The 23,138-nt window shown below is 40.9% G+C and carries 23 protein-coding genes and 2 pseudogenes; 19 read left to right on the top strand and 6 right to left on the bottom strand.

The annotated features are described in order from the left end of the window. Positions 1–38 precede the first annotated feature (38 nt). Together fusA and gap are read left to right on the top strand one after the other, a co-directional pair. Entirely contained in the window at positions 39–2,120 is a 2,082-nt protein-coding gene (gene fusA, locus RDY04_RS06660; RefSeq protein WP_002891917.1) for an elongation factor G, read from the top strand. A gap of 187 nt (positions 2,121–2,307) precedes the next feature. Then, positions 2,308–3,318: a type I glyceraldehyde-3-phosphate dehydrogenase gene (gap, locus tag RDY04_RS06655; protein WP_201710026.1), complete on the top strand. Its 1,011-nt coding sequence runs from the start codon at positions 2,308–2,310 to the stop codon at positions 3,316–3,318. Between the two features lie 111 nt (positions 3,319–3,429). On the opposite strand, the gene RDY04_RS06650 is transcribed toward gap, so the two are convergent. Then, positions 3,430–4,134: a hypothetical protein gene (locus RDY04_RS06650; protein WP_303950106.1), complete on the bottom strand. Its 705-nt coding sequence runs from the start codon at positions 4,132–4,134 to the stop codon at positions 3,430–3,432. Positions 4,135–4,275: 141 nt separating this feature from the next. On the opposite strand from RDY04_RS06650, the gene pgk reads away from it, so the two are divergent. The 5 genes from pgk (at position 4,276) to RDY04_RS09610 (ending at position 8,488) form a co-directional block, all read left to right on the top strand. Then, positions 4,276–5,475 carry a phosphoglycerate kinase gene (pgk, locus tag RDY04_RS06645; RefSeq protein WP_272148057.1) on the top strand — a complete coding sequence of 400 codons (1,200 nt, stop codon included), beginning with the start codon at positions 4,276–4,278 and terminating at the stop codon, positions 5,473–5,475. A 153-nt stretch (positions 5,476–5,628) separates the two neighbouring features. After that, positions 5,629–6,132 carry an aromatic acid exporter family protein gene (locus RDY04_RS06640; protein WP_272148056.1) on the top strand — a complete coding sequence of 168 codons (504 nt, stop codon included), beginning with the start codon at positions 5,629–5,631 and terminating at the stop codon, positions 6,130–6,132. 173 nt (positions 6,133–6,305) lie between these two features. Next, entirely contained in the window at positions 6,306–6,680 is a 375-nt protein-coding gene (locus RDY04_RS06635) for a MerR family transcriptional regulator (RefSeq protein WP_303950100.1), read from the top strand. A 48-nt stretch (positions 6,681–6,728) separates the two neighbouring features. Beyond that, a complete protein-coding gene (glnA, locus tag RDY04_RS06630; protein WP_295494329.1) occupies positions 6,729–8,072 on the top strand; it encodes a type I glutamate--ammonia ligase in 1,344 nt (447 codons plus the stop codon). Positions 8,073–8,305: 233 nt separating this feature from the next. Next, the gene (locus RDY04_RS09610) at positions 8,306–8,488 is read left to right on the top strand and encodes a prolyl endopeptidase (RefSeq protein WP_303950095.1); all 183 of its coding nucleotides are present in this window, start codon (positions 8,306–8,308) and stop codon (positions 8,486–8,488) included. Positions 8,489–8,690: 202 nt separating this feature from the next. Here RDY04_RS09610 and rnjA read toward each other — a convergent pair whose 3' ends face one another. Together rnjA and RDY04_RS06615 are read right to left on the bottom strand one after the other, a co-directional pair. Next, positions 8,691–10,373 (bottom strand): ribonuclease J1, encoded by a 1,683-nt coding sequence (gene rnjA, locus RDY04_RS06620; protein WP_154864096.1) that lies wholly within the window; start codon positions 10,371–10,373, stop codon positions 8,691–8,693. Between the two features lie 4 nt (positions 10,374–10,377). Beyond that, the gene (locus RDY04_RS06615; RefSeq protein WP_002884752.1) at positions 10,378–10,608 is read right to left on the bottom strand and encodes a DNA-dependent RNA polymerase subunit epsilon; all 231 of its coding nucleotides are present in this window, start codon (positions 10,606–10,608) and stop codon (positions 10,378–10,380) included. A gap of 260 nt (positions 10,609–10,868) precedes the next feature. Here RDY04_RS06615 and tsaB point away from each other — a divergent pair, with 260 nt between their 5' ends. Genes tsaB through RDY04_RS06590 form a run of 5 tightly spaced genes read left to right on the top strand, consistent with a single transcriptional unit; the run spans position 10,869 to position 14,040 of the window. Further along, positions 10,869–11,555 carry a tRNA (adenosine(37)-N6)-threonylcarbamoyltransferase complex dimerization subunit type 1 TsaB gene (gene tsaB, locus RDY04_RS06610; RefSeq protein ID WP_303950090.1) on the top strand — a complete coding sequence of 229 codons (687 nt, stop codon included), beginning with the start codon at positions 10,869–10,871 and terminating at the stop codon, positions 11,553–11,555. Continuing rightward, positions 11,515–11,970 carry a ribosomal protein S18-alanine N-acetyltransferase gene (gene rimI / locus RDY04_RS06605; protein ID WP_303950088.1) on the top strand — a complete coding sequence of 152 codons (456 nt, stop codon included), beginning with the start codon at positions 11,515–11,517 and terminating at the stop codon, positions 11,968–11,970. The genes tsaB and rimI overlap by 41 nt, the downstream gene beginning before the upstream one ends. Then, complete coding sequence (tsaD, locus tag RDY04_RS06600) at positions 11,970–12,983, top strand: tRNA (adenosine(37)-N6)-threonylcarbamoyltransferase complex transferase subunit TsaD (protein WP_303950086.1); 1,014 nt, start codon at positions 11,970–11,972, stop codon at positions 12,981–12,983. The genes rimI and tsaD overlap by 1 nt, the downstream gene beginning before the upstream one ends. A gap of 45 nt (positions 12,984–13,028) precedes the next feature. Beyond that, entirely contained in the window at positions 13,029–13,727 is a 699-nt protein-coding gene (locus RDY04_RS06595) for an AzlC family ABC transporter permease (RefSeq protein ID WP_303950084.1), read from the top strand. Continuing rightward, positions 13,714–14,040, top strand: coding sequence for an AzlD domain-containing protein (locus tag RDY04_RS06590; RefSeq protein ID WP_303950082.1), 327 nt, complete (start codon positions 13,714–13,716; stop codon positions 14,038–14,040). The genes RDY04_RS06595 and RDY04_RS06590 overlap by 14 nt, the downstream gene beginning before the upstream one ends. A gap of 51 nt (positions 14,041–14,091) precedes the next feature. Here RDY04_RS06590 and RDY04_RS06585 read toward each other — a convergent pair whose 3' ends face one another. From RDY04_RS06585 to rnhC, 3 genes are read right to left on the bottom strand one after another with little or no spacing between them, the layout of a single operon-like run. Beyond that, positions 14,092–16,596, bottom strand: a complete 2,505-nt coding sequence (locus RDY04_RS06585; protein WP_303950079.1) for an ATP-dependent RecD-like DNA helicase — start codon at positions 16,594–16,596, stop codon at positions 14,092–14,094. 60 nt (positions 16,597–16,656) lie between these two features. Beyond that, positions 16,657–17,298: a signal peptidase I gene (lepB, locus tag RDY04_RS06580; RefSeq protein WP_303950077.1), complete on the bottom strand. Its 642-nt coding sequence runs from the start codon at positions 17,296–17,298 to the stop codon at positions 16,657–16,659. Between the two features lie 18 nt (positions 17,299–17,316). Continuing rightward, positions 17,317–18,207, bottom strand: coding sequence for a ribonuclease HIII (gene rnhC / locus RDY04_RS06575; protein ID WP_303950075.1), 891 nt, complete (start codon positions 18,205–18,207; stop codon positions 17,317–17,319). Positions 18,208–18,515: 308 nt separating this feature from the next. Here rnhC and RDY04_RS06570 point away from each other — a divergent pair, with 308 nt between their 5' ends. The 7 genes and pseudogenes from RDY04_RS06570 to RDY04_RS06540 form a co-directional block, all read left to right on the top strand. Further along, complete coding sequence (locus tag RDY04_RS06570; RefSeq protein WP_003096030.1) at positions 18,516–18,833, top strand: hypothetical protein; 318 nt, start codon at positions 18,516–18,518, stop codon at positions 18,831–18,833. Next, positions 18,830–19,372 carry a CvpA family protein gene (locus tag RDY04_RS06565; RefSeq protein WP_303950071.1) on the top strand — a complete coding sequence of 181 codons (543 nt, stop codon included), beginning with the start codon at positions 18,830–18,832 and terminating at the stop codon, positions 19,370–19,372. Before RDY04_RS06570 ends, RDY04_RS06565 begins: the two co-directional genes overlap by 4 nt. A 103-nt stretch (positions 19,373–19,475) precedes the next feature. Beyond that, positions 19,476–19,705, top strand: a pseudogene (locus RDY04_RS06560) (IS5/IS1182 family transposase); the annotation flags it as partial. A 40-nt stretch (positions 19,706–19,745) separates the two neighbouring features. Then, the gene (locus RDY04_RS06555; RefSeq protein ID WP_303950068.1) at positions 19,746–20,468 is read left to right on the top strand and encodes a metal ABC transporter ATP-binding protein; all 723 of its coding nucleotides are present in this window, start codon (positions 19,746–19,748) and stop codon (positions 20,466–20,468) included. Continuing rightward, positions 20,465–21,322, top strand: coding sequence for a metal ABC transporter permease (locus tag RDY04_RS06550; RefSeq protein ID WP_302545964.1), 858 nt, complete (start codon positions 20,465–20,467; stop codon positions 21,320–21,322). Before RDY04_RS06555 ends, RDY04_RS06550 begins: the two co-directional genes overlap by 4 nt. Continuing rightward, positions 21,319–22,251, top strand: coding sequence for a metal ABC transporter substrate-binding protein (locus tag RDY04_RS06545; protein WP_303950064.1), 933 nt, complete (start codon positions 21,319–21,321; stop codon positions 22,249–22,251). Before RDY04_RS06550 ends, RDY04_RS06545 begins: the two co-directional genes overlap by 4 nt. A gap of 35 nt (positions 22,252–22,286) precedes the next feature. Continuing rightward, positions 22,287–22,609: pseudogene (locus RDY04_RS06540) on the top strand (redoxin family protein); the annotation flags it as partial. Between the last annotated feature and the right edge of the window lie 529 nt (positions 22,610–23,138).

Genomic DNA, 23,138 nt, shown 5'->3' with positions numbered 1-23,138 from the left:
AATAAGTAAACTAAAATATTTATAGGAGAATAAACCTAATGGCACGCGAATTTTCACTTGCAAAAACTCGTAATATCGGTATTATGGCCCACGTCGATGCCGGTAAAACAACTACAACAGAGCGTATCCTTTACTACACTGGTAAAATTCACAAAATCGGTGAAACTCACGAAGGTGCATCACAAATGGACTGGATGGAGCAAGAACAAGAACGTGGTATCACAATCACATCTGCCGCTACAACAGCACAATGGGATGGTCACCGCGTTAACATCATCGATACACCAGGACACGTGGACTTCACAATTGAAGTACAACGTTCACTCCGTGTATTGGATGGTGCCGTAACCGTTCTTGACTCACAATCAGGTGTAGAACCTCAAACTGAAACAGTTTGGCGTCAAGCAACTGAGTATGGTGTTCCACGTATCGTATTTGCCAACAAAATGGATAAAATCGGTGCAGACTTCCTTTACTCAGTAAGCACACTTCACGATCGTCTTCAAGCAAACGCACACCCAATCCAATTGCCAATCGGTGCTGAAGATGATTTCCGTGGTATCATTGACTTGATTAAAATGAAAGCTGAGATTTATACTAATGACCTTGGTACAGATATTCTTGAAGAAGATATTCCAGCTGATTACGTTGATCAAGCAAACGAATACCGTGAAAAATTGATCGAAGCAGTTGCTGAAACTGACGAAGATTTGATGATGAAATACCTTGAAGGTGAAGAAATCACTAACGAGGAATTGAAAGCAGCTATCCGTCGTGCAACAATCAACGTTGAATTCTTCCCAGTTCTTTGTGGTTCTGCCTTCAAGAACAAAGGTGTTCAATTGATGCTTGATGCGGTTATCGATTACCTTCCAAGCCCACTTGATATCCCTGCAATTAAAGGTATCAACCCAGATACAGACGAAGAAGAAACTCGTCCAGCATCTGATGATGAGCCATTTGCAGCTCTTGCTTTCAAGATCATGACTGACCCATTTGTAGGTCGTTTGACATTTATCCGTGTTTACTCAGGTATCCTTCAATCAGGTTCATACGTAATGAACACATCTAAAGGTAAACGTGAACGTATCGGACGTATCCTTCAAATGCACGCTAACAGCCGTCAAGAAATTGAACAAGTATACGCTGGTGATATCGCTGCTGCTATCGGTTTGAAAGATACTACAACTGGTGACTCATTGACTGATGAAAAAGCTAAAGTTATTCTTGAGTCAATCGAAGTTCCAGAACCAGTTATCCAATTGATGGTTGAGCCTAAGACTAAAGCTGACCAAGATAAGATGGGTATCGGTCTTCAAAAACTTGCTGAAGAAGATCCAACATTCCGTGTTGAAACTAACCCTGAAACTGGTGAAACAGTTATCTCAGGTATGGGTGAACTTCACCTTGATGTCCTTGTTGACCGTTTGAAACGTGAACACAAAGTTGAAGCAAACGTAGGTGCTCCACAAGTATCATACCGTGAAACATTCCGTGCAGCTACACAAGCACGTGGATTCTTCAAACGTCAATCTGGTGGTAAAGGTCAGTTTGGTGATGTTTGGATTGAATTTACTCCAAATGAAGAAGGTAAAGGTTTCGAATTCGAAAATGCTATCGTCGGTGGTGTGGTTCCACGTGAATTTATCCCTGCAGTAGAAAAAGGATTGGAAGAATCTATGGCTAACGGTGTCCTTGCTGGATACCCAATGGTTGACATCAAAGCTAAACTTTATGATGGTTCATACCACGATGTCGATTCATCTGAAACAGCCTTCAAGATTGCTGCATCTCTTGCACTTAAAGAAGCTGCTAAGACTGCACAACCAACTATTCTTGAGCCAATGATGCTTGTAACTATCACTGTTCCAGAAGAGAACCTTGGTGATGTTATGGGTCATGTTACTGCTCGTCGTGGACGTGTTGATGGTATGGAAGCACACGGTAACAGCCAAATCGTTCGTGCCTATGTACCACTTGCTGAAATGTTCGGTTATGCAACAACACTTCGTTCTGCAACTCAAGGACGTGGTACATTCATGATGGTATTCGACCACTATGAAGATGTTCCTAAATCAGTTCAAGAAGAAATCATCAAGAAAAATTCTGGTGAAGCTTAATTAGAAGTTTTTAAGTTAAGGTGCTTATGAAAGTAAGTGCCTTTTTCTATTTGCATTTTCCTGAAAAAAATTATATAATAGGGATGTTAAAAGGTTAAATGAAAGCGCTCAAGTTAATCTTTTCACAATAGGGAGAGCTTGCTCTCAAAATTATATTTATTTGATTTTCATAAGGAGGAAATCACTAATGGTAGTTAAAGTTGGTATTAACGGTTTCGGTCGTATCGGTCGTCTTGCTTTCCGTCGTATCCAAAACGTAGAAGGTGTTGAAGTTACACGCATCAACGACCTTACTGATCCAGTTATGCTTGCACACTTGTTGAAATACGACACAACTCAAGGTCGTTTCGACGGTACTGTTGAAGTAAAAGATGGTGGATTCGAAGTTAACGGTAAATTCGTTAAAGTTTCTGCAGAACGTGACCCAGAACAAATTGACTGGGCTAACGATGGTGTAGAAATCGTTCTTGAAGCAACTGGTTTCTTTGCTAAGAAAGATGCTGCTGAAAAACACTTGCACGAAGGTGGAGCTAAGAAAGTTGTTATCACTGCTCCTGGTGGAAACGATGTTAAAACAATCGTATTTAACACTAACCACGATATCCTTGACGGTACTGAAACAGTTATCTCAGGTGCTTCATGTACTACAAACTGCTTGGCTCCAATGGCTAAAGCATTGCAAGATAACTTCGGTGTTAAACAAGGTTTGATGACTACTATCCACGCTTACACTGGTGACCAAATGATCCTTGACGGACCACACCGTGGTGGTGACCTTCGTCGTGCACGTGCTGGTGCTGCAAACATCGTTCCTAACTCAACTGGTGCTGCTAAAGCTATCGGTTTGGTTATCCCAGAATTGAACGGTAAACTTGACGGTGCTGCACAACGTGTTCCAGTTCCAACTGGTTCAGTTACTGAGTTGGTTACAATTCTTGAAAAAGAAGTAACTGTTGATGAAGTGAACGCAGCTATGAAAGCAGCAGCTAACGAATCTTACGGTTACACTGAAGATCCAATCGTATCATCAGATATCGTTGGTATGTCATTCGGTTCATTGTTTGACGCAACTCAAACTAAAGTACAAACTGTTGATGGACAACAATTGGTTAAAACTGTTGCTTGGTATGATAACGAAATGTCATACACTTCACAACTTGTACGTACTCTTGAATACTTCGCGAAAATCGCTAAATAATTCAATTGTATAGGAAGAAGAGCTTCGGCTCTTTTTTTATTTTCCAAAATAATAAAACAGTCGCATAAATAGGCTGTTATAATCTCAGTAGGATTGTGATTTATGAATAAGCTAGAAGGTATTCCAAACAAGTAGAAAGGGCATGACACAACCCCAGGAGTTCTTATTATGTTTTTGTATAGCTAGCATACCATAAATAAGTATAAAAACGGTAAGTGATTCAAATAGGGTATAGACATCAAAAACAATGTTTCCATGGATAAGGAGGCAAAAAAAAGCACAAGTTATTGCTCCACTATCTAACCAAGAGTAAGGAGATGGAAAATGTATGCGTATCTTTTCAGTGATAACTGCATAGTTAAAGCCTTCCCAGAATCCCCAAATAAGACAGATGAATAGGTATGCCAGGATATTACTAGGAAATGATTGGCTCATTACTGCTTTTATTAATTGTATTGATTGAAGAGGTAGATAGGAATGAATCTGATGAGTAATTCCTTTAAATATGATAAGTGGTAGGGCTACAAGAAGAGATTGAAAAAGGGTGATAACCAAATTTTTGGTGATTAATCCAAAGTGTCTGAAAGATTCTTTGCGATAAAGCATAACAGTGCTGGTTCCTAAGCCTGCGATGGAAAATTGACAACTGGCTAATAAGATTAATCGAAGCCATAGCGGTACTGATATTTGGTTAGTGTATGAAAAAAGAGTTGGTTTAAGAGTAAGAAAGAGGAGCAGAGGAAGAAGAGTAAGAATAAGGATTACATTTAGATCATGGTCAGCTTGTTTCTGCTTCGTGTTTAGCTGTTTTTTCATGGATATTCGACCTTTCGATTTAGATTATATGCTAAATGCCTTCTGCTAGTAATAAGCTAGAAATCCTTCTGATTTTGCTATCTCTTTTATGCATTTTGTGATATAATGAAAACGTATTAAAAAATTAAGGAGTCTGATCAAATGGCTAAATTGACTGTTAAAGATGTTGACTTGAAAGGGAAAAAAGTTCTCGTTCGTGTTGACTTCAACGTACCTGTAAAAGATGGCGTGATCACTAACGACAACCGTATCACTGCTGCCCTTCCGACTATCAAGTACATTCTTGAACAAGGTGGACGTGCAATTCTTTTCTCTCACCTTGGACGTGTAAAAGAAGAAGGTGATAAAGAAGGCAAATCACTTGCTCCTGTAGCTGCTGACTTGGCTGCTAAATTGGGTCAAGACGTTAAATTTATCCCAGGTGTTACACGTGGTGCTGAATTGGAAGCAGCTGTTAACGCTCTTGAAGATGGACAAGTTCTCTTGGTTGAAAACACTCGTTTTGAAGATGTTGATGGCAAGAAAGAATCTAAAAATGATCCTGAACTTGGTAAATACTGGGCATCACTTGGGGATGGTATCTTCGTAAACGATGCATTCGGTACAGCTCACCGTGCACACGCATCTAACGTTGGTATCTCAGCAAACGTTGACAAAGCTGTTGCTGGTTTCCTTCTTGAAAATGAAATTGCTTACATCAAAGAAGCAGTTGAAACTCCAGAGCGTCCATTCGTAGCTATCCTTGGTGGTTCTAAAGTATCTGATAAGATTGGTGTTATCGAAAACCTTCTTGCAAAAGCTGATAAAGTTCTTATCGGTGGTGGTATGACTTACACATTCTACAAAGCACAAGGTATCGAAATCGGTAACTCACTTGTAGAGGAAGATAAACTTGATGTTGCTAAAGCTCTTCTTGAAAAATCAAACGGTAAATTGATCTTGCCAGTTGACTCAAAAGAAGCTAATGCATTTGCTGACTACACTGAAGTGAAAGACACTGAAGGTGAAGCAGTAGACCCAGGTTTCCTTGGTTTGGATATCGGTCCTAAATCAATTGCTGAATTCGATAAAGCCTTGACTGGTGCGAAAACAGTTGTATGGAATGGTCCTATGGGTGTATTTGAAAACCCTGACTTCCAAGCTGGTACAATTGGTGTGATGGACGCTATCGTAAAACAACCAGGCGTTAAATCAATCATCGGTGGTGGTGACTCAGCTGCCGCAGCAATCAACCTTGGACGTGCAGATAAATTCTCATGGATCTCTACTGGTGGTGGAGCTTCTATGGAACTTCTTGAAGGTAAAGAACTTCCAGGACTTGCAGCTTTGACTGAAAAATAATTTTTAGTAAATTAAGAACGTTCTGTAGGGCGTTCTTTTTTGTTGAATTGAAGACTATTCAATTGTAAGATGTAAAATATCAACATTCTTTTTTATTTTTTAATTATGCAGTGAAATATCCCAAAAGCCAGCCAATCATGGTAAAATAGTAGAATGGGATTGAAATTTGAACCAAAAAAATTTAAGTTTGGTATGCGTACACTAAAGACCGGGATAGCCGTTTTTCTTGTTTTAGGATTGTTCTCTGCTTTAGGCTGGGAAGGGCTTCAGATTGGTTGTTTAACTGCTGTTTTTAGTTTGCGTGAGAATTTTGACCGTAGTGTTCAATTTGGAAAGTCACGTATTTTTGCGAATACAGTTGGGGGTCTTTTATCGCTTTTATTCTATTTTGTGAATATATGGTTTGACAATTCAGTTTGGGTGACTTTGCTATTGGTCCCTATTTTAACAATGTTGACTATTGTCATTAATGTGTCCTTTAATAATGCTTCTGGAGTTATTGGAGGAGTGGCTGCGCTTCTGATTATTACTTTGTCTATCCCACCTGATAATACCTTCACCTATGTGATAGCCAGAGTATTTGAAACGTTTTGCGGAGTCTTTATTGCAATCCTTGTTAATTATGATTATGATTGGTTACTTAAACATTTAAAATAAGAATAATAGAGTTCTCTTGAGCTCTTTTTTTATGGTTTTTAAAATAAAATCCTTGAATATAAGGTAATAAACAATATAATGTTCGGGATTTTCTTATTGTGTAAGAAAAAGTAACATTATCTGTTGACATGTAGTAACATTCAGAATATAATTGTTAGGAAAGGAGGATAATCATGGCAAGAGAAAAAGAACTAAGACGTTCTTTATCTGTTTTTCCGATTGGCACAGTTATGAAGTTAACGGATTTAACTGCTCGTCAAATTCGTTACTATGAAGATCAGGGGTTGATTCAACCTGAACGTACAGCTGGGAATCGTCGTATGTACTCATTAAATGATATGGATAGTTTATTGGAAATCAAAGATTTTTTGAATGACGGTTACAATATTGCAGCAATTAAGCATGAGTATGAGGAACGTAAAGTTCGTGCTCAACAAAAACAAGTAGCTTTAACTGATGCGGATGTTCGACGTATCTTGCATGATGAACTCCTTCAGCAAGGCCGTTTTACGACCCCATCACAACAATTTGGTAACTTGCGTATTTAATTACGCTTTGAATTTTTATTTTTGGTTTTTATAAAGGAGACCCCTATTATGGCAATCACAGCAGCTGATATTCGTCGCGAAGTCAAAGAGAAGAATGTTACTTTTTTGCGTTTAATGTTCTCTGACATCCTTGGTGTTATGAAGAATGTTGAAATTCCTGCGACAGATGAACAGTTGGATAAGGTACTTTCAAATAAAGCTATGTTTGATGGTTCATCAATCGAAGGTTTTGTTCGTATTAATGAATCTGATATGTATCTTTACCCAGATCTTGATACTTGGACAGTCTTCCCTTGGGGTGATGAAAATGGGGCAGTCGCTGGTCTTATTTGTGATATCTATACTTCGGCAGGTGAGCCATTTGCAGGAGACCCACGTGGTAACTTGAAAAAAGCTTTGCGTCATATGGAAGAAGTTGGTTATAAATCATTTAATCTTGGACCAGAGCCAGAATTTTTCCTTTTCAAATTAGATGAACAAGGTAATCCTACGCTTGAAGTTAACGATAAAGGTGGTTATTTTGACCTTGCACCAACTGACCTTGCCGACAACACACGTCGTGAAATTGTTAATGTGTTGACAGAAATGGGATTTGAAGTTGAAGCATCTCACCATGAGGTTGCGGTTGGACAACACGAAATCGATTTTAAATATGCTGATGTTTTGAAAGCATGTGATAATATTCAAATGTTTAAGCTAGTTGTTAAGACAATTGCTCGTAAACATGGTCTTTATGCTACATTTATGGCGAAACCTAAATACGGTATTGCTGGTAGTGGTATGCACTGTAACATGTCTCTCTTCACTGATGAAGGAAATGCTTTCTTCGACCCAGAAGATCCACGTGGTATGCAATTATCTCAAGATGCTTATTACTTCCTTGGTGGATTGATGAAACATGCCTATAACTATACTGCAATTATTAACCCAACAGTGAACTCTTATAAACGTTTGGTACCAGGTTACGAAGCTCCTGTATATATTGCATGGGCAGGTAGCAACCGTTCACCATTGATCCGCGTCCCTGCTTCTCGTGGTATGGGTACACGCTTGGAATTGCGTTCAGTAGACCCAATGGCAAACCCATACTTGGCACTTGCCGTTCTTTTGGAAGCAGGACTTGATGGTATCATTAACAAGATTGAAGCACCAGAGCCAGTTGAAACAAACATCTACTCAATGTCTCCAGAAGAACGTAAAGAGGCTGGTATCATTGATTTGCCATCAACACTACGTAATGCTCTTAAAGCATTGGAAACGGATGAAGTGGTTCGTCAAGCTTTGGGTAATCATATCTATACAAACTTCCTTGATGCGAAACGTATGGAATGGGCAAGCTATGCTACTTTCGTTTCACAATGGGAAATTGATAACTACTTAGATCTGTATTAATAAAATAATTTGAAGATCAGGGTTACCTGGTTTTCTTTTTGTTTAAAAAGGAGTTTATTGAGTTCTTGGATAGATTACGTACTTCTAACAGATTTGTTTGCTTTTGTCATATTTTTTTCTCTCTTAATTACAGTAAAATATCAATATGTTAAACTCAGTTCATATTACTCTTATTCAGGGGGAAATATAAAAACAATAAAAAAGCTGCCTTAGCAATAGTCCCAAGTACATTATTGCTCGGTCTTACAGTCGCTCAAACAACTGATGCTGATTCTTATACTTTTCAAAATGGAGACTTGTTCTTCTCAATTGCTAGCCAAGGCTATGCTGTTGGTTCGATATGTGCTGCTCGTTCGATTGTATGTTGGACTGATGGTGGATATGGATACGTTGGTTATGTTACACCAGTTGGTTAGATTCAAATCTTGGAGTTGAACTATAACAATTAGCAACACATTGATAACTATCGTGCTTGGTTTAATCTGTAAAATTCAACAATATCAGGGGCGGTACCTTATATTTATCCAGGTGCATAAAAGAAGAAGTGTTTATGGAACTTTTTTACTTACTGAAGATTTGTATCGGACTAAAAAATGGTAGCTGTTAAGCTACCATTTTTTAGTTATCAGGTGTGAGAATCATTGGAATGATGATTGGCTCACGTTCTGTTTTTTCATATAGGAACGGTCGTAATGCATTGACGATAGCTCCGTTAACGGATTGAATACTGGCGTCTTTATTTTTAAGAGCAATACGAATAGCGTTGAATAGAATGCGTTGGCTATCACGAATAAGATCACCAGATTCACGCATATAGATAAAGCCACGACTGAGAATATCTGGACCAGCTAGAATCATCTTAGACTTGAAATCAACAGTTGCGACAGCAAGGACGACACCGTCTTCAGAAAGATCACGACGGTCACGAAGAACGGCCGCCCCGATATCACCGATACCATTACCATCGACATAGATGTCTTGAGCATTGAAATGACCTGCACGACGAGCAGAATCTTTTGTTAGGGCTAGGACATCACCATTTTCCATGATAAAGATATTATCTTTTGGAACACCACAATCAACAGCGAGACCCGCGTGGACTTTCTGCATGCGGTATTCACCGTGAACAGGCATGAAGAATTTTGGTTTGATCAAACGAAGCATGAGTTTTTGCTCTTGTTGACCACCGTGTCCAGAGGTATGGATATTGTTGATTTTACCGTGGATAACATCGACGCCAGCTTCTTGAATAGTATTAATCAAGCGGTTAACGCTGGTTGTATTTCCTGGGATAGGGCTAGATGAGAAAATAACAGTGTCACCAGGTTGCAGTGTCACTTGGCGGTGCATCCCGTTAGCGATACGTGCAAGGGCCGCCATAGGCTCTCCTTGAGAACCGGTACACATGATAAGAATCTCACTGGCATGGTAGTTTTTCATCTCACTAGGGTCAATAATAGTTCCTTTTGGAACCTTGATGTAGCCTAGTTCAACCCCATTAACGATGGCTTTTTCCATAGAACGTCCGAAGACAACAATCTTACGGCCAGTTTTTACAGCGGCTTCGGCAGCTTGTTGCAGACGGAAAATATTTGAGGCAAATGAGGCGAAGATAATACGTCCGTGGATGCCTTCAATAATTTTCATGATGGATTGTCCAACGACCTTCTCGGAATTAGTGAAAGTTGGGACTTCAGCATTGGTTGAGTCTGAGAGGAGGCAAAGAACGCCTTCTTCACCAAGTGCAGCCATACGGTGAAGGTCTGCTGGCTCACCCACTGGGGTGAAGTCAAACTTAAAGTCACCGGTACACACAATTTTACCTTGAGGTGTATGGATGACAATACCGAGAGGTTCTGGAATTGAGTGCGTTGTGCGGAAGAAGGTAACGCTCATATTTTTGAAAGTAAGCTCTGTATTAGCGTTAATTTCATAGAGTTGTGCGTCACGAAGTAGTCCGTGTTCTTCCAATTTTCCTTTAATAAGAGCAAGAGCAAGCGGTCCTGCGTAGATTGGGATGTTTGCTTGCTTAAGAAGGAAGGGAATACCACCAATATGGTCTTCGTGACCGTGAGTAATGACAAGTGCCTTTACACGATCAACGTTTTCAACGATGTAAGAATAGTCCGGGATAACATAGTCGATTCCGAGAAGATCATCCTCGGGGAATTTAATACCTGCATCGACGATGATAATCTCATCTTGGTATTCAATACCATAGGTGTTTTTACCGATTTCCCCCAAACCACCAATCGCATAAACCCCAACTTCTTCAGGTTTTAGATTGATTTTTGATGCCATGGTCTTAGAACTCCGTTACTTCAAAAACGCCTGTTTCTTTTTCGTATTCAAGGGCTTTTTCTGAGAGGAGCTCGATGAATTCGATGTTATAGGCAGTGTTTTTTTCGATGATTTGACGAGCTTGGATACGTCCCTCAAGTTCAGTTTCTGCATCGATATCTAGGTAGAGTGATTTTGTCTGTTCACGGCGTGGATTACGCTCTTTAGTTTCTTGGTAAAAGACTTTATAAATCATGGTTTTCCTTTCTTTCCAAAAGGCTCTGCCATTCTATAAAAAAACCGGTCAAGTTAATCTTTCTATGATTTACTTGACGTTATGATATTCACTTTATGAGTAATAGCTAGTAGCCTTGATTCGTTTAACAATTACTATTATTGTATCATAAGATAAGGGCTAGATAAAGAAAATGGCGGAAAAAGTTGGAAAATGTTCGTTTCTGGGAAACAGTGACTTGTGTTATAATAGAAAAGCATAGAAGGAAACAAGGGAAAAAGATGAAAATATTAGCATTTGATACTTCTAGCACGGCTTTATCAGTAGCCTTGTTGGAAGATGAGAACTTAGTGGCAGAGGCAACCGTGACAGTGAAAAAGAATCACAGTATTAGTCTGATGCCCACCATTGATTTTTTGGTTGCTCAGGCGAGCTGGCAACCAGCTGATTTAGAGCGTATCGTTGTTGCTCAAGGACCCGGATCCTACACAGGGCTTCGTGTGGCTGTCGCAACAGCTAAGACTTTAGCATATGCCCTGGACATTGATTTAGTGGGAGTTTCAAGTTTGCAGGCCTTGATGGATCTTTCAGCTGATGGTGTTGTGATTCCTATCATGGATGCCCGTCGTAATAATGTTTACGTCGGAATTTATCAAAATGGCCAAGCAATTGTCCCTGATCGTCATGCTGCTTTTACAGATGTTATTGAGCAAGCTAAAGGTTATGAAAAGGTGACATTTGTCGGTGAAGTGGCTAATTTTGTGGATCAGATTAAGGAAAGCCTTCCAGAGGCAACTATCTTGTCAAGTCTTCCGTCAGCCCTGTTAATTGGTCGTTTAGGTTTATCATTGCCTCCTGTTAATGTTGATGCCTTTGTCCCACATTACTTGAAGCGGGTTGAGGCAGAGGAAAACTGGCTTAAGACACATGAGGAGACTAACCGTGACAACTACATCAAGCGCGTCTAGATTGAGTTGCCAGGAACAGGCTCAACTGATTTATCAGATTTTGTTGGATGTTTATGACAAGTCTCCGTGGACGATAGAACAAGTGGTAGCAGACTTGGCTTTGGATACTACGGAGTATTTCTATGTTTATGATCAGGAAGAAGTTGTTGGTTTTTTAGCCCTTCAAAATTTAGTTGGTGAGCTTGAGGTTACCAATATTGCGGTTCTAAAAGCTTATCAGGGACGTGGTTATGCCAGTCAGCTGATGAAGTATTTAGAAGAGCGTAGTGAGCCAATCTTTCTTGAAGTTAGGGATTCAAATCAAGTCGCTCAGGCGCTATACAGAAAATTTGGATTTGAAAGTTTAGGAATTCGGAAAAATTATTATCATGAGCCTCAGGAGGATGCTATTATCATGAGGCGAGAGGAAATCTAATGGCAGATAGATATATTTTGGCGGTGGAGAGCTCGTGTGACGAGACTTCAGTTGCCGTTTTAAAAAATGAGAAAGAACTTTTAAGTAATATTATTGCCAGTCAGGTAGAAAGCCATAAACGATTTGGTGGTGTTGTTCCTGAGGTGGCTAGCCGTCACCATGTGGAAGTAGTGACTCTTTGTATTAAGGATGCTTTATCTGAGGCGGGAATTACTGCTGAACAACTAGATGCTGTAGCAGTAACCTATGGTCCTGGTTTGGTCGGGGCACTCTTGGTCGGGATGGCAGCGGCTAAGGCCTTCGCTTGGGCACACGGATTGCCTTTGATTCCAGTTAATCATATGGCTGGGCATCTTATGGCGGCGCGTGAGGTTAAAGAATTGGAATATCCCCTCCTAGCACTTTTGGTGTCCGGGGGACACACAGAGTTGGTTTATGTGTCAGAACCGGGAAATTACAAGATTGTTGGTGAGACACGTGATGATGCAGTTGGTGAGGCCTATGACAAGGTCGGTCGTGTGATGGGGTTGACCTACCCAGCTGGTCGTGAAATTGATGAATTGGCTCATAAAGGGAAAGATGTTTATGATTTTCCACGCGCTATGATTAAGGAAGACCACTTGGAGTTTTCATTTTCAGGCTTGAAGTCAGCCTTCATTAATTTGCACCATAATGCTGAGCAGAAAGGGGAAGTTTTAGTAACAGAAGACCTTTGTGCTTCCTTCCAAGCTGCTGTGTTGGATATTCTCCTAGCTAAGACGAAGAAAGCCTTGGAGCGTTATCCTGTCAAGACACTTGTTGTTGCTGGGGGCGTGGCAGCTAATCAGGGCTTACGTGAACGCTTGGCTGAGGAAATCACAGATGTAGATGTAGTCATTCCGCCTTTACGTCTTTGTGGTGATAATGCTGGCATGATTGCCTTAGCGGCTGCTATTGAATGTGATCAGAAACATTTTGCTGAGTTAGATTTGAATGCAAAGCCAAGTCTAGCCTTTGCAGGATTTGAAGAATAAGAAGAACCTCTTACTCGTCTGGTAAGAGGTTCCTTTAGAAAGGAATTGAGAGTGTCTGACTTTCGTTTAGGTGTAAAAGCCGCGGTACCGACAGCTTTAGGCTATGTAGCTATTGGCTTAGCCTTCGGTGTTGTAGCGGCCGCTTCGGGTTTATCAGCCCTTGAGGTTGCCCTCATGTGTGCCTTGGTCTATGGTGGATCGGCCCAGTTTGCCATGTGTTCTTTAGTAGTTGCGGGAGCTGGCCTAGGTGAGTTAACCTTGACTGTTTTCTTAGTTAATTTGCGTAACATGTTGATGAGTTTACATGCAACGACGATTTTTACAAAAACAAGCCTCTGGAATCAGCTGGGAATTGGTAGTCTGATTACGGATGAAAGTTATGGTGTCTTATTAGGAGAACATGTGCATCATAAAGATATTTCTGCTAACTGGATGCATGGGAACAATATTTTTAGTTATCTGGTTTGGATTGTATCTTCAGTTGTTGGCTGTTTAATTGGCTCAATGATTCCAAATCCTGAGCTTTTTGGTTTGGATTTTGCCTTGATTGCCATGTTTATTGGTTTGTTAAGTAGTCAGTTTGATGCCTTGCTAGGTGAAGGCGTGCGTAAGCTGTTTCTGATTCTGTTATCTATTGCTGTGGCATATCTGAGCTTTAGTATCATCTTATCAGAGTCTTTGGCTGTTCTAGTGTCTACTTTGATTGGATGTAGTGTGGGGGTAATGTGTGATGGTCGTCAATAGGTTTATTCTCATTGCTATCTTACTTGGATTTGTGGTTAGTTGGGTTCCTCGTATTCTCCCCTTTGTACTGGTTAAATACAAGGGCCTACCAGATATAGTTGTTCGTTTCTTACATTACTTACCAGTTTCTATTCTTTTTGCCCTGGTTCTCTCTAGTCTCATGACTGAGAAGATTGGTCACTTGCCGCAGCTTAAGTGGATGGAAATACTGGCTACGGTGCCAACGGTAATTGTAGCGTTTAAGAGTAAAAATCTGCTCTATGCAGTAATAGTCGGTATAGTGTCTATGGCCCTGATTCGTTTAGTATTTTAGCAAATGAAAAGACTTGGAGTTGCTCTTAGTGAGTCGCTTTCCAAGTCTTTTTTAGTTATTGTTAAAAAAGGCAGCAATATCATCTTCACTGAGACCAATCATTGGATCTATAGTTGCCCAATTTTCCTCAGTTAAACGACTGTTTTCTTCTGTTTGCACAGCTTTGTTAACAGACTTATCCACAGGGTGTGAATAAGTGTTAATAAGAGTTTGGGATGGTTTGATATTTTCCGAGAAGCCTTTGTTTTTAAGGGTTTCTGAGGGTCTATCGTTTTCTGTTATTGTTTGATTGGAGGCGTCTGTTGCCTCGCTTTTAACAATCTTTTCGACAGACTTATCAACAGCTTGTGTATAAGTTTGTTCAAAACGTTGGATGAGATAAGTATTTCGTTTAGCTCCCTCGTTGTGAACGGCAAAATCAAAAGCTGCGATTTCCCCCAACATGACCAGTTTACTCTTGGCGCGTGTGATAGCGGTGTAGATGAGGTTACGTTGAAGCATACGTCCACTTTGCCGTGTGATAGGAAGGATAACGACTGGAAACTCACTACCTTGGGATTTGTGGATTGACATGGCATAGGCCAGAGTAATCTTATTCCATTCGTTACGGGGATAGATAACCTCATTGCCATCGAAGGACATGTAAATTTCGTCCTGCTTACTTTCAGTATATTTACCAGGGATGAGGTCAGTGATGATTCCGATATCGCCATTGAAGACATTGAGTTCTGTATCGTTGACCAGATGGAGAATCTTGTCATTCTTACGGAAGAAAATATCATTAAAGGCAAATTGATTGGCTTTTTCTTTGGGATTGAGTAGGTCCTGCATAATGGTATTGAGATTGTTGATGCCAGCCTGTCCTCGGTACATGGGGGCCAGAATCTGAACATCCTGAGCAGCAATCCCGCTCTTTATAGCGGCAGAGACAATTTTAGGAACCATCTGTGGAATATGGTTGGCATTGGCCTCAAAGTAAGAGCGGTCAGCCTTTTTCTCTGTGAAATCAGCGGGTAGTTGGCCTTTGCGCATCTGGCTAGCTAAGGTAACAATGGTGGAGTCCTCGGATTGTCTGAAAATTTTGGTTAGAGAAACCTTAGGCAAGTCATCAATCTGCAAAAGGTCAGCCAAGACTTGGCCAGGACCTACGGAAGGCAGTTGGTCTTGGTCACCTACAATGATGACTTGGGTTGAATCAGAGATACTTTCAAAGAGTTGATTGGCCAACCAAGTATCAACCATAGAAAACTCATCGATGATAATCAAATCGCAATCGAGATAGTCATCTAAGGTCTTGAAATCGTCCTCGCTATTGAGGCCCAAATGCCTATGAATAGTGGCGCTAGGGAGTTGGGTGAGTTCGTTCATTCGACGAGCAGCCCGTCCTGTTGGCGCCGCTAAAATAATAGGCAAATCATACTTTTTGAGATCTAGACCATGAAGGTCGGCATAGGTTTTAATAATGCCGTTAATAACAGTGGTTTTCCCTGTTCCGGGACCACCTGTCAGGATGAAGACCTTGCTTTGTAGGGCTTTGATAATGGCATCTTTTTGAACCTTGTCATAAGTAATACCAAGATCCTCTTCCACCTCTTCAAGACTTGATTGGATTTTGTCCTCTGCATTAATGTCAGGTTGGTCTTTCATGATACGAGTTAGGTGGGTATAGATGCCCTGTTCTGCAAAATATAGAGTATTATCAAAGATTTTAGTCTCTACATTTTGCACCTTGTCCTCTTGTATGAGATTGGTTAATTCCTTAGCGACCAAGGCAGGGTCAAGTTCAATCTGGCGAGCACTTTCCAAAAGGATGATAGTTCGTTCAAGCAAGGCTTTGGCTTCGATATAGGTGTCGCCTTCTTCCATACTGGCTTCTAGCAGACAATGAATCAAGGCAGCTCGTAAACGTTCAGGAGCATCACTAGCAATTCCGAGACGTTCAGCCAGTTGATCAGCCATTTTAAATCCGATTCCTTGAACTTCCTCTACCAAGAGATAAGGGTGTTCCTCAATAAGATTAAGCGATTCTTCCTTATATTGGTTGAAAATTTGTGAGGCAGCCTTTGGCGTGAGTCCATAGCTAGAAAGTTTGGACAAGATTTGCTCGGTCCCATAGTTGATTTTTAACTTTGCAAGGAAGGCTTCTCGGTTTACCTTTGAAAGGTTAGAGATCTGCTCTAACTTGCTAGGATCCTCGAGAATCTTGTCAATAGGGTCTTCGCCATAAATCTCGACAATACGCTCAGCTGTTTTCTTACCAATCCCCTTAAAATTGTCGCTGGCGAAATACTTGATAAGACCACTGGCAGAAGGCTTTGAACGTTCATAGCGAGTCATTTGTAGCTGTTCACCATATTTGGGATGATTGGTTAGCTGACCCCAGAAGGTATAATCTTCACCCTCCATGACATCTCCCATGGTTCCTGTGACAATGATTTCATAGTCCTCAAAATCGCTGTCTGTTTCGTCAATTTCTAAGAGTAGGATACGAAAAAAATTACTAGCGTTTTCGAAAATGACGCGTTCGATAGTTCCTGAAAAATAAAATTCTTGCATGTGTTTTTCCTAGATACATAATAAGGCTGGGTTTCCCCAACCTTATCTTATTCAGTGTTTTTAGTTGTCCTCAACGGTACCAATTTTATTAAGTGGCCAGAAGCGGAATTTAACTTCTCCTACAAGAGCACTCTTGTCAAAGAAACCAACTGCTCGACTATCTTTGGAAACAATACGGTTGTCTCCAAGTAGGAAATATTTGCCTTCAGGAACAGTGACAGAGAAGGTCGTGTTACCGTCAGAATTGGTTGTAAAGGCCTTGGCATCCTTAGCTAGTTGTTGAAAGTAGCCACTCTTGCTCTTGTCGTCGTTGTAAGCATACTCTTTTTGTAGCTTATCTTTGGCAAAGGCAGCTTGGAATTCTTTGAGGTATTCTTCCTTAACTTCTTTGCCATTGACAGTAAGTTTATCGTTTTGATAGGTAATGGTGTCACCTGGCATACCAATGACACGTTTTACAATTTGTTTCGTCTTACCATTTTCAACTTCCTTGGCAACGACAATATCGAAGCGTTCAATGGATGTGTGTTTCAAAACGATCACACGTTGTCTATCTGCCATGGTTGGGTCCATTGAGTGTCCGTCAACCTGAACAGGGAGCCATAGGAAGAGGCGAGTCAAGAGGAAGAATGTGATAAAGAGGAGAAAGAGTCCCCATTCACGAAGGAAAATGAGGAAGTATTGGGTCCATTTGTTTTTCATAGTTAAGGCCTTTCAGGGTTATTTTAAGCGTTGGTAGGCTTTTTTAGTATTAGCGAAATGGTATTTAGCAGTAGCTTGGAGAGCCTGATCTCCATAGGCTTGAAGAAGCTTAGTTGCGACCTGGTCAGATTTAGCACCAGCACCTGAAGGAAGGGTGTAGCCAACCTCTTGGCTGAGTTTGTCCAGATTTTCCAGGAAGAGATTGCGAGCGATGATAGAGCTCACCGCGACAGCTAAGTATTTCCCTTCAGCCTTTTCTTCTAAAGTGATAGGAAAGTCAAAGCAATTGCGTTCATTCTTGAGGTATTTCTGATAATTTTTCTCACTGGTGAAGGCATCAATGACAATCTTATCTGGTTTAGCACCTGATTGTAACAATAGGAAGATAGCCTGATTGTGGAGGGCTACTTTAACGGACACAGCATTATGTGCTTTACCGTCTCCAACTACCTCATTGTACTTTCTAGGCGAAAGAAGGAGTGCCTTGTGAGGAATCTTCTCCTCCAATATAGGTGCAATCTGACGAATCTTGATATCATTAAGATTTTTAGAATCATCGACTCCTAGAGCTTTCAAAAAAGCATGATCAGCGGGAGTAACTAGGCTAGCTACAACAGCTAAACCACCAAAATAGGAGCCGTTTCCGACTTCGTCTGATCCAATTAGGGCTAGGTTTTGCCCATCAGGTGACTGCTTAGGCGTGGCTTGGTAACCAAAACGGCTAGCTAGGATTTCTGGTTTAGCACCCTGGAAGGTCACCTTACCTGAAGTATAGGCGATGACACTTGTTCCATCGACCTTAGCTGAAAAACTAGCGTATGGATTTTTAGTCGCAGTTGCATAGTTTGCCAGGTCCTTTTGGAGTGTCGAAATCTGCTCTGCTGTCATTTTTAATACGATTGTGCCCATGGAATCTATTTTAGCACAAAAAAGGAGAATTGGTAGATATTTTACAGGTTAGGAATCCTTGAAAATTATTTTTCTGGAGAAGGGCAAAGTCTAAAATTTACGAAAGTTAAAATTTAGGATATAATGATTAGGAAGAGAATGCCTAACCATGCCCTTTTTTCCACAATTAGAGGAAATGGGTTGGCATTCAAGTGTCGAACACGCCCCAGAGTAAGTGTCTGAATCTTGCTAAAAAATGGCGATATAAAATAAGGAGAAGCTGCGGTGGGGACTCCCTGCCCACCATTGATTAGGCAGTTAACAAGCAAATGGCAAACAAAAACCGTTACAAATTTCATTTTGGAGAGAAGAACCTCACGCTAACAACTGATAAGGACAACCTTTTCATGGAAGAGGTGGAGCGTGTTGCTTATGAGAAATATAAAATTATCAAAAAGCAGATGAAAAATGCTGATAATGAAACGATTGCTATCCTAATGGCCATCAACTCTTTGTCAACTCAGTTGGAACGTGAAATCCAAGTTGAAGATATGGAAAAAGAGTTGGAAATTTTGAGAGCTAAGCAACTCGAACAACTTAAGGTCAAGGCGACAGCTCAAAGTGATGACGATGAGGATGACGCATGATTGGACTCCTTGTCTTAGCCCTCGTGGCTTGGAATTTCTACATTGGCTACCGAAGAGGTCTCTTTATGCAAGCCTATTACGTGGTTTCAGTCATTATTGCCATGTGCGTCGCGGCCTATTTTTACAAGTCATTAGGTGAGGCTATTAATCTTTGGGTACCTTATGCTAATCCAACCAAAGATGCCAGTGTAGCTTTTTTTACAGACCAGAATATTTTCTCACTTGACCGTGCCTATTATGCGGGCGTTAGCTACTTCGCCATCTATTGTGTGACCTATTATGGTTTGCGCTTTCTTGGGATTTTCTTCCATTTTGTGAGAATTGAGCGTCTTGACCAGACACGGTTCCAAGTGGCAAGTGGTTTTTTGGCTTCCTTGGTAAGTCTAGTACCTTTGACTATGTTGGGGAATATACTTGCGACCGTTCCCATAAACAATATTCAAACGGTCTTATCATCTAGCTGGTTTTTGCGTTTTTTGATTAATTGGAATTTTCCAGTTAGCCAGATTATCCAACACTTGTGGACAAGTGTGATATAGAAAATAGACGTTTTCCTTGATTAAGGTAGTGTTTTGATTGAAGACAAAGTCCTCAGAAGTTATCTTCTGGGGACTTTTCTTGTGTTATACTTGAGAAAAATGAAAGTCCAAGATGGAAGATACGGTTGGTCTTACTTTGGTATATCTAAATATCAAAAAATTAGTAAAATGATGGTAGGCAAGACCTATTATTTAATCCAAATACCTCAATATTATTGGATTGTGCGAGAATTAAGTGTGAATATAAAAAAGGCAAACATCATTTTTGATGTTTGTTTTCATTCTGAAGGGAAACTCTATCGAGTTCTCTTTTTGAAAATTAACTTGACTTAATTTTTTTATTCATGTATATTAATGTTAAAGGAGTGAAATTATGATTCAAATTGAACATCTAAGTGTTTCTTACCAGAAAACACTGGCCTTAAAGGACCTTTCCCTCACCATCCAGGGTCCAACCATCCTAGGAATTCTTGGACCTAACGGAGCAGGGAAATCAACCCTTATCAAGGCCATGCTAGGACTTTTGCCTCATTCGGGAAGAGTCCAGCTTGATCAAAAAGATATCGGCCAAGTTCTTCAACGAGTGGCCTATGTCGAACAAAAGACAGCTATCGATTTCCACTTCCCCATCACGGTGCGAGAGTGTGTCTCACTGGGACTCTATCCCCATCTTTCTATCTTTAAGAAAAAAAGAAAAGAGAACCTCCAAAAGGTGGAAGATGCCTTAGAGCTTGTCAATCTCCTTGATTTAGCGGATCGCCAGATTGGCCAGCTTTCGGGAGGGCAATTCCAACGTGTCCTAATTGCCCGCTGTTTGGTTCAAGAAGCAGATGTCATCTTTTTGGATGAGCCCTTCGCTGGTATTGATTCCGTTAGCGAAGACATCATCATGCAGACACTACACACCTTGAAAAAGGAAGGCAAGACCATCTTGATTGTCCATCACGACCTCAGCAAGGTTCCAGCTTATTTTGATCAGATCATCTTCCTCCATCGCAAGCTGATTGCTTTTGGGAAAACAGAGGATACATTTACCAAAGAAAATCTTCACGCAGCCTACGGGCATGAACTCTTTATAGGAGGTGGAGTCGAATGATTACAGAATTTATCAATGGATTACAGCAATTCCACTTCTTACAGAATGCCCTAATCACAGCCATTGCCATAGGAATTGTCGCTGGAGTTGTGGGATGTTTCATCATTTTGCGAGGCATGTCTCTTATGGGAGATGCTATCTCACACGCGGTCCTTCCGGGGGTAGCTATGTCTTTTATCTTGGGCATCAATTTCTTTATTGGCGCCATTGCCTTCGGGCTTTTAGCTTCCATCTTGATCACCTATATCAAGAGCAACTCCATCATCAAGAGCGACACTGCAATTGGGATTACCTTTTCTTCTTTCCTCGCCTTAGGGGTCATTCTGATTGGAATTGCTAAAAGTTCTACCGACCTTTTCCACATCCTCTTTGGGAATATCTTGGCTGTGCAAGACCAGGATATGTGGATGACCATCGGTGTTGGGGTGGCTGTTTTACTGGTGATTTGCCTGCTCTTTCGTCCCTTACTGCTCACTTCTTTTGATCCTGTCCTCGCTCAATCCATGGGCGTACGGGTCAAGGTCTATCACTACCTCCTCATGGTGCTTTTAACCTTGGTTTCTGTCACTGCCATGCAGAGTGTCGGGACCATTCTCATTGTCGCCATGCTCATCACACCTGCTGCGACAGCCTATCTCTATGCCAAAAGCCTCTGGTCCATGATGCTCCTTTCATCCGGATTAGGTGCTCTTGCATCCATCCTAGGACTCTTTATTGGCTATAGCTTCAACATCGCCGTCGGGTCTTGTATTGTCCTCACTTCTGCAGTCTTCTTTCTCATCAGCTTCTTTATCGCTCCTAAGCAGAGAAAGAACAAGCATGCTCTCTCGTCTCATGAAAGGAAAAACACATGAAAAAAATCGCTTATGTCCTCACCCTCTTTGTGGTGCTCTTATTTGGTCTTATGGCTTGTAGCAAGAGCTCTTTTTCCAAATCCTCATCCGATAAGTTGAAAGTCGTTACCACCAACTCAATCCTTGCAGATATTACCAAAAATATCGCTGGGGATAAGATCGACCTACACAGTATTGTCCCTGTCGGTCAGGATCCCCACGAGTATGAACCGCTACCAGAAGATGTCAAAAAAACTTCACAAGCAGACCTGATTTTCTACAATGGGATTAACCTCGAAACCGGTGGCAATGCTTGGTTTAACAAACTAGTCAAAAATGCCAATAAAGTAGAAAACAAGGATTATTTCGCAGTTAGCGATGGAGTCGACGTCATCTACCTAGAAGGTCAAAACCAAGCTGGAAAAGAAGACCCTCATGCTTGGCTCAATCTCGAAAACGGTATTATCTATGCTAAAAACATTGCCAAACAATTGATCGCTAAAGATCCAAAAAACAAGGACTTTTACGAAAAAAATCTAGTAGCTTATACTGAAAAACTCCATAAGCTAGACCAAGAAGCCAAGCAAGCATTCAAGAACATTTCAGAAGAAAAGAAGATGATCGTGACCAGTGAAGGGTGTTTCAAGTACTTCTCGAAAGCCTATGGAGTCCCATCTGCTTATATCTGGGAAATCAATACTGAGGAAGAAGGGACACCAGAACAAATCAAAACTCTGGTAGAGAAATTGCGTCAAACCAAGGTTCCGGCCCTCTTTGTCGAATCCAGTGTCGATGAACGCCCTATGAAAACTGTGGCTAAAGATACCAATATTCCTATCTTTGCAAAGATCTTCACTGACTCTATTGCTAAAGAAGGGGAAGAAGGTGACAGCTACTATAGTATGATGAAATGGAATTTAGAGAAAATTGCAGAAGGTCTGAACCAATAAGGCTCCAAACCCATTAGCTTCTCAAATAAATCAGTATCTTTTCCCCTCAAACACGTCACTTCAACCAGAGGCTCTCTCTGACATGGAGAGCGCTGTGGTCTTAACGGTTTCTGTAAATTTTCCTTGCGCTTAAGGCAAATGGTATGCTGCAGAAGGAATTGAAAATGCCATCATGCTCTTAAACTATTTTGACTATTCCTTCGGAAAAGCCTACGGACTCTTAATAAATGAATGGCGTTTACTTGCACGTACTGTTTTGGTTTTAGATGCGAATAACAAGGCCACTTACGTTGAGTACCTAGACAACATCAATAGTGAACCAAATTGCGATGCTGCAATCGAAGCCATTAAAGCACTTAGAAAAAGAGGTCGTAGACCTCTTTTTCGTTGCTATAGAATACGATGGAGACCATCACGGAGAAGGACTCGTCAACGAGAGTGAGGGATGCGTTGTAGAAATCTTCGCATGCGCTTTACTACCTATTGCTTGTAGTTCCTACCTCCTTGTGCAAAGGTTTCCTTTCGGCTCCAATAAATCCTGTGATATAAGACAGGGGTGTATGGTCCCTTCTAAGAGAGCTTGGGAACGGACTCCTGTCAACTCTTGCAGTTCTCTCTGACACATATCTTGGAAAAGAGGGCTGGCAAAGACTGAGACAGAGCAGTAGCAAGTTTGCCGTATTGCTTCATACGTACAATTCTGCAATCGGTTTTCTAAGTGGCTGAGACATCTGGTCGTCCAGAGCTCAGCATTTCTAATTCCTGTCGCTGCATCTACATCCTCCTTTTTATTTTGTTCTCATTTTTTTATATTAGAATCTTTTACCCCCAGGCAATTCCTATCCACTGGCCAAGCCATTTTGCTCTTTTTTTGATATACTATATAC

The sequence above is a fragment of the uncultured Streptococcus sp. genome (assembly GCF_902463925.1).
GTDB lineage: Bacteria > Bacillota > Bacilli > Lactobacillales > Streptococcaceae > Streptococcus.
This window is presented reverse-complemented; position numbering and strand designations above follow the sequence as displayed.

Coding starts and splice junctions, on each gene's coding strand:
- fusA (WP_002891917.1), top strand. CDS start 39: ATGGCACGCGAATTTTCACTTGCAAAAACTCGTAATATCGGTATTATG.
- gap (WP_201710026.1), top strand. CDS start 2,308: ATGGTAGTTAAAGTTGGTATTAACGGTTTCGGTCGTATCGGTCGTCTT.
- RDY04_RS06650 (WP_303950106.1), bottom strand. CDS start 4,134: ATGAAAAAACAGCTAAACACGAAGCAGAAACAAGCTGACCATGATCTA.
- pgk (WP_272148057.1), top strand. CDS start 4,276: ATGGCTAAATTGACTGTTAAAGATGTTGACTTGAAAGGGAAAAAAGTT.
- RDY04_RS06640 (WP_272148056.1), top strand. CDS start 5,629: ATGGGATTGAAATTTGAACCAAAAAAATTTAAGTTTGGTATGCGTACA.
- RDY04_RS06635 (WP_303950100.1), top strand. CDS start 6,306: ATGGCAAGAGAAAAAGAACTAAGACGTTCTTTATCTGTTTTTCCGATT.
- glnA (WP_295494329.1), top strand. CDS start 6,729: ATGGCAATCACAGCAGCTGATATTCGTCGCGAAGTCAAAGAGAAGAAT.
- rnjA (WP_154864096.1), bottom strand. CDS start 10,373: ATGGCATCAAAAATCAATCTAAAACCTGAAGAAGTTGGGGTTTATGCG.
- RDY04_RS06615 (WP_002884752.1), bottom strand. CDS start 10,608: ATGATTTATAAAGTCTTTTACCAAGAAACTAAAGAGCGTAATCCACGC.
- tsaB (WP_303950090.1), top strand. CDS start 10,869: ATGAAAATATTAGCATTTGATACTTCTAGCACGGCTTTATCAGTAGCC.
- rimI (WP_303950088.1), top strand. CDS start 11,515: ATGAGGAGACTAACCGTGACAACTACATCAAGCGCGTCTAGATTGAGT.
- tsaD (WP_303950086.1), top strand. CDS start 11,970: ATGGCAGATAGATATATTTTGGCGGTGGAGAGCTCGTGTGACGAGACT.
- RDY04_RS06590 (WP_303950082.1), top strand. CDS start 13,714: ATGGTCGTCAATAGGTTTATTCTCATTGCTATCTTACTTGGATTTGTG.
- RDY04_RS06585 (WP_303950079.1), bottom strand. CDS start 16,596: ATGCAAGAATTTTATTTTTCAGGAACTATCGAACGCGTCATTTTCGAA.
- lepB (WP_303950077.1), bottom strand. CDS start 17,298: ATGAAAAACAAATGGACCCAATACTTCCTCATTTTCCTTCGTGAATGG.
- rnhC (WP_303950075.1), bottom strand. CDS start 18,207: ATGGGCACAATCGTATTAAAAATGACAGCAGAGCAGATTTCGACACTC.
- RDY04_RS06570 (WP_003096030.1), top strand. CDS start 18,516: ATGGCAAACAAAAACCGTTACAAATTTCATTTTGGAGAGAAGAACCTC.
- RDY04_RS06565 (WP_303950071.1), top strand. CDS start 18,830: ATGATTGGACTCCTTGTCTTAGCCCTCGTGGCTTGGAATTTCTACATT.
- RDY04_RS06555 (WP_303950068.1), top strand. CDS start 19,746: ATGATTCAAATTGAACATCTAAGTGTTTCTTACCAGAAAACACTGGCC.
- RDY04_RS06550 (WP_302545964.1), top strand. CDS start 20,465: ATGATTACAGAATTTATCAATGGATTACAGCAATTCCACTTCTTACAG.
- RDY04_RS06545 (WP_303950064.1), top strand. CDS start 21,319: ATGAAAAAAATCGCTTATGTCCTCACCCTCTTTGTGGTGCTCTTATTT.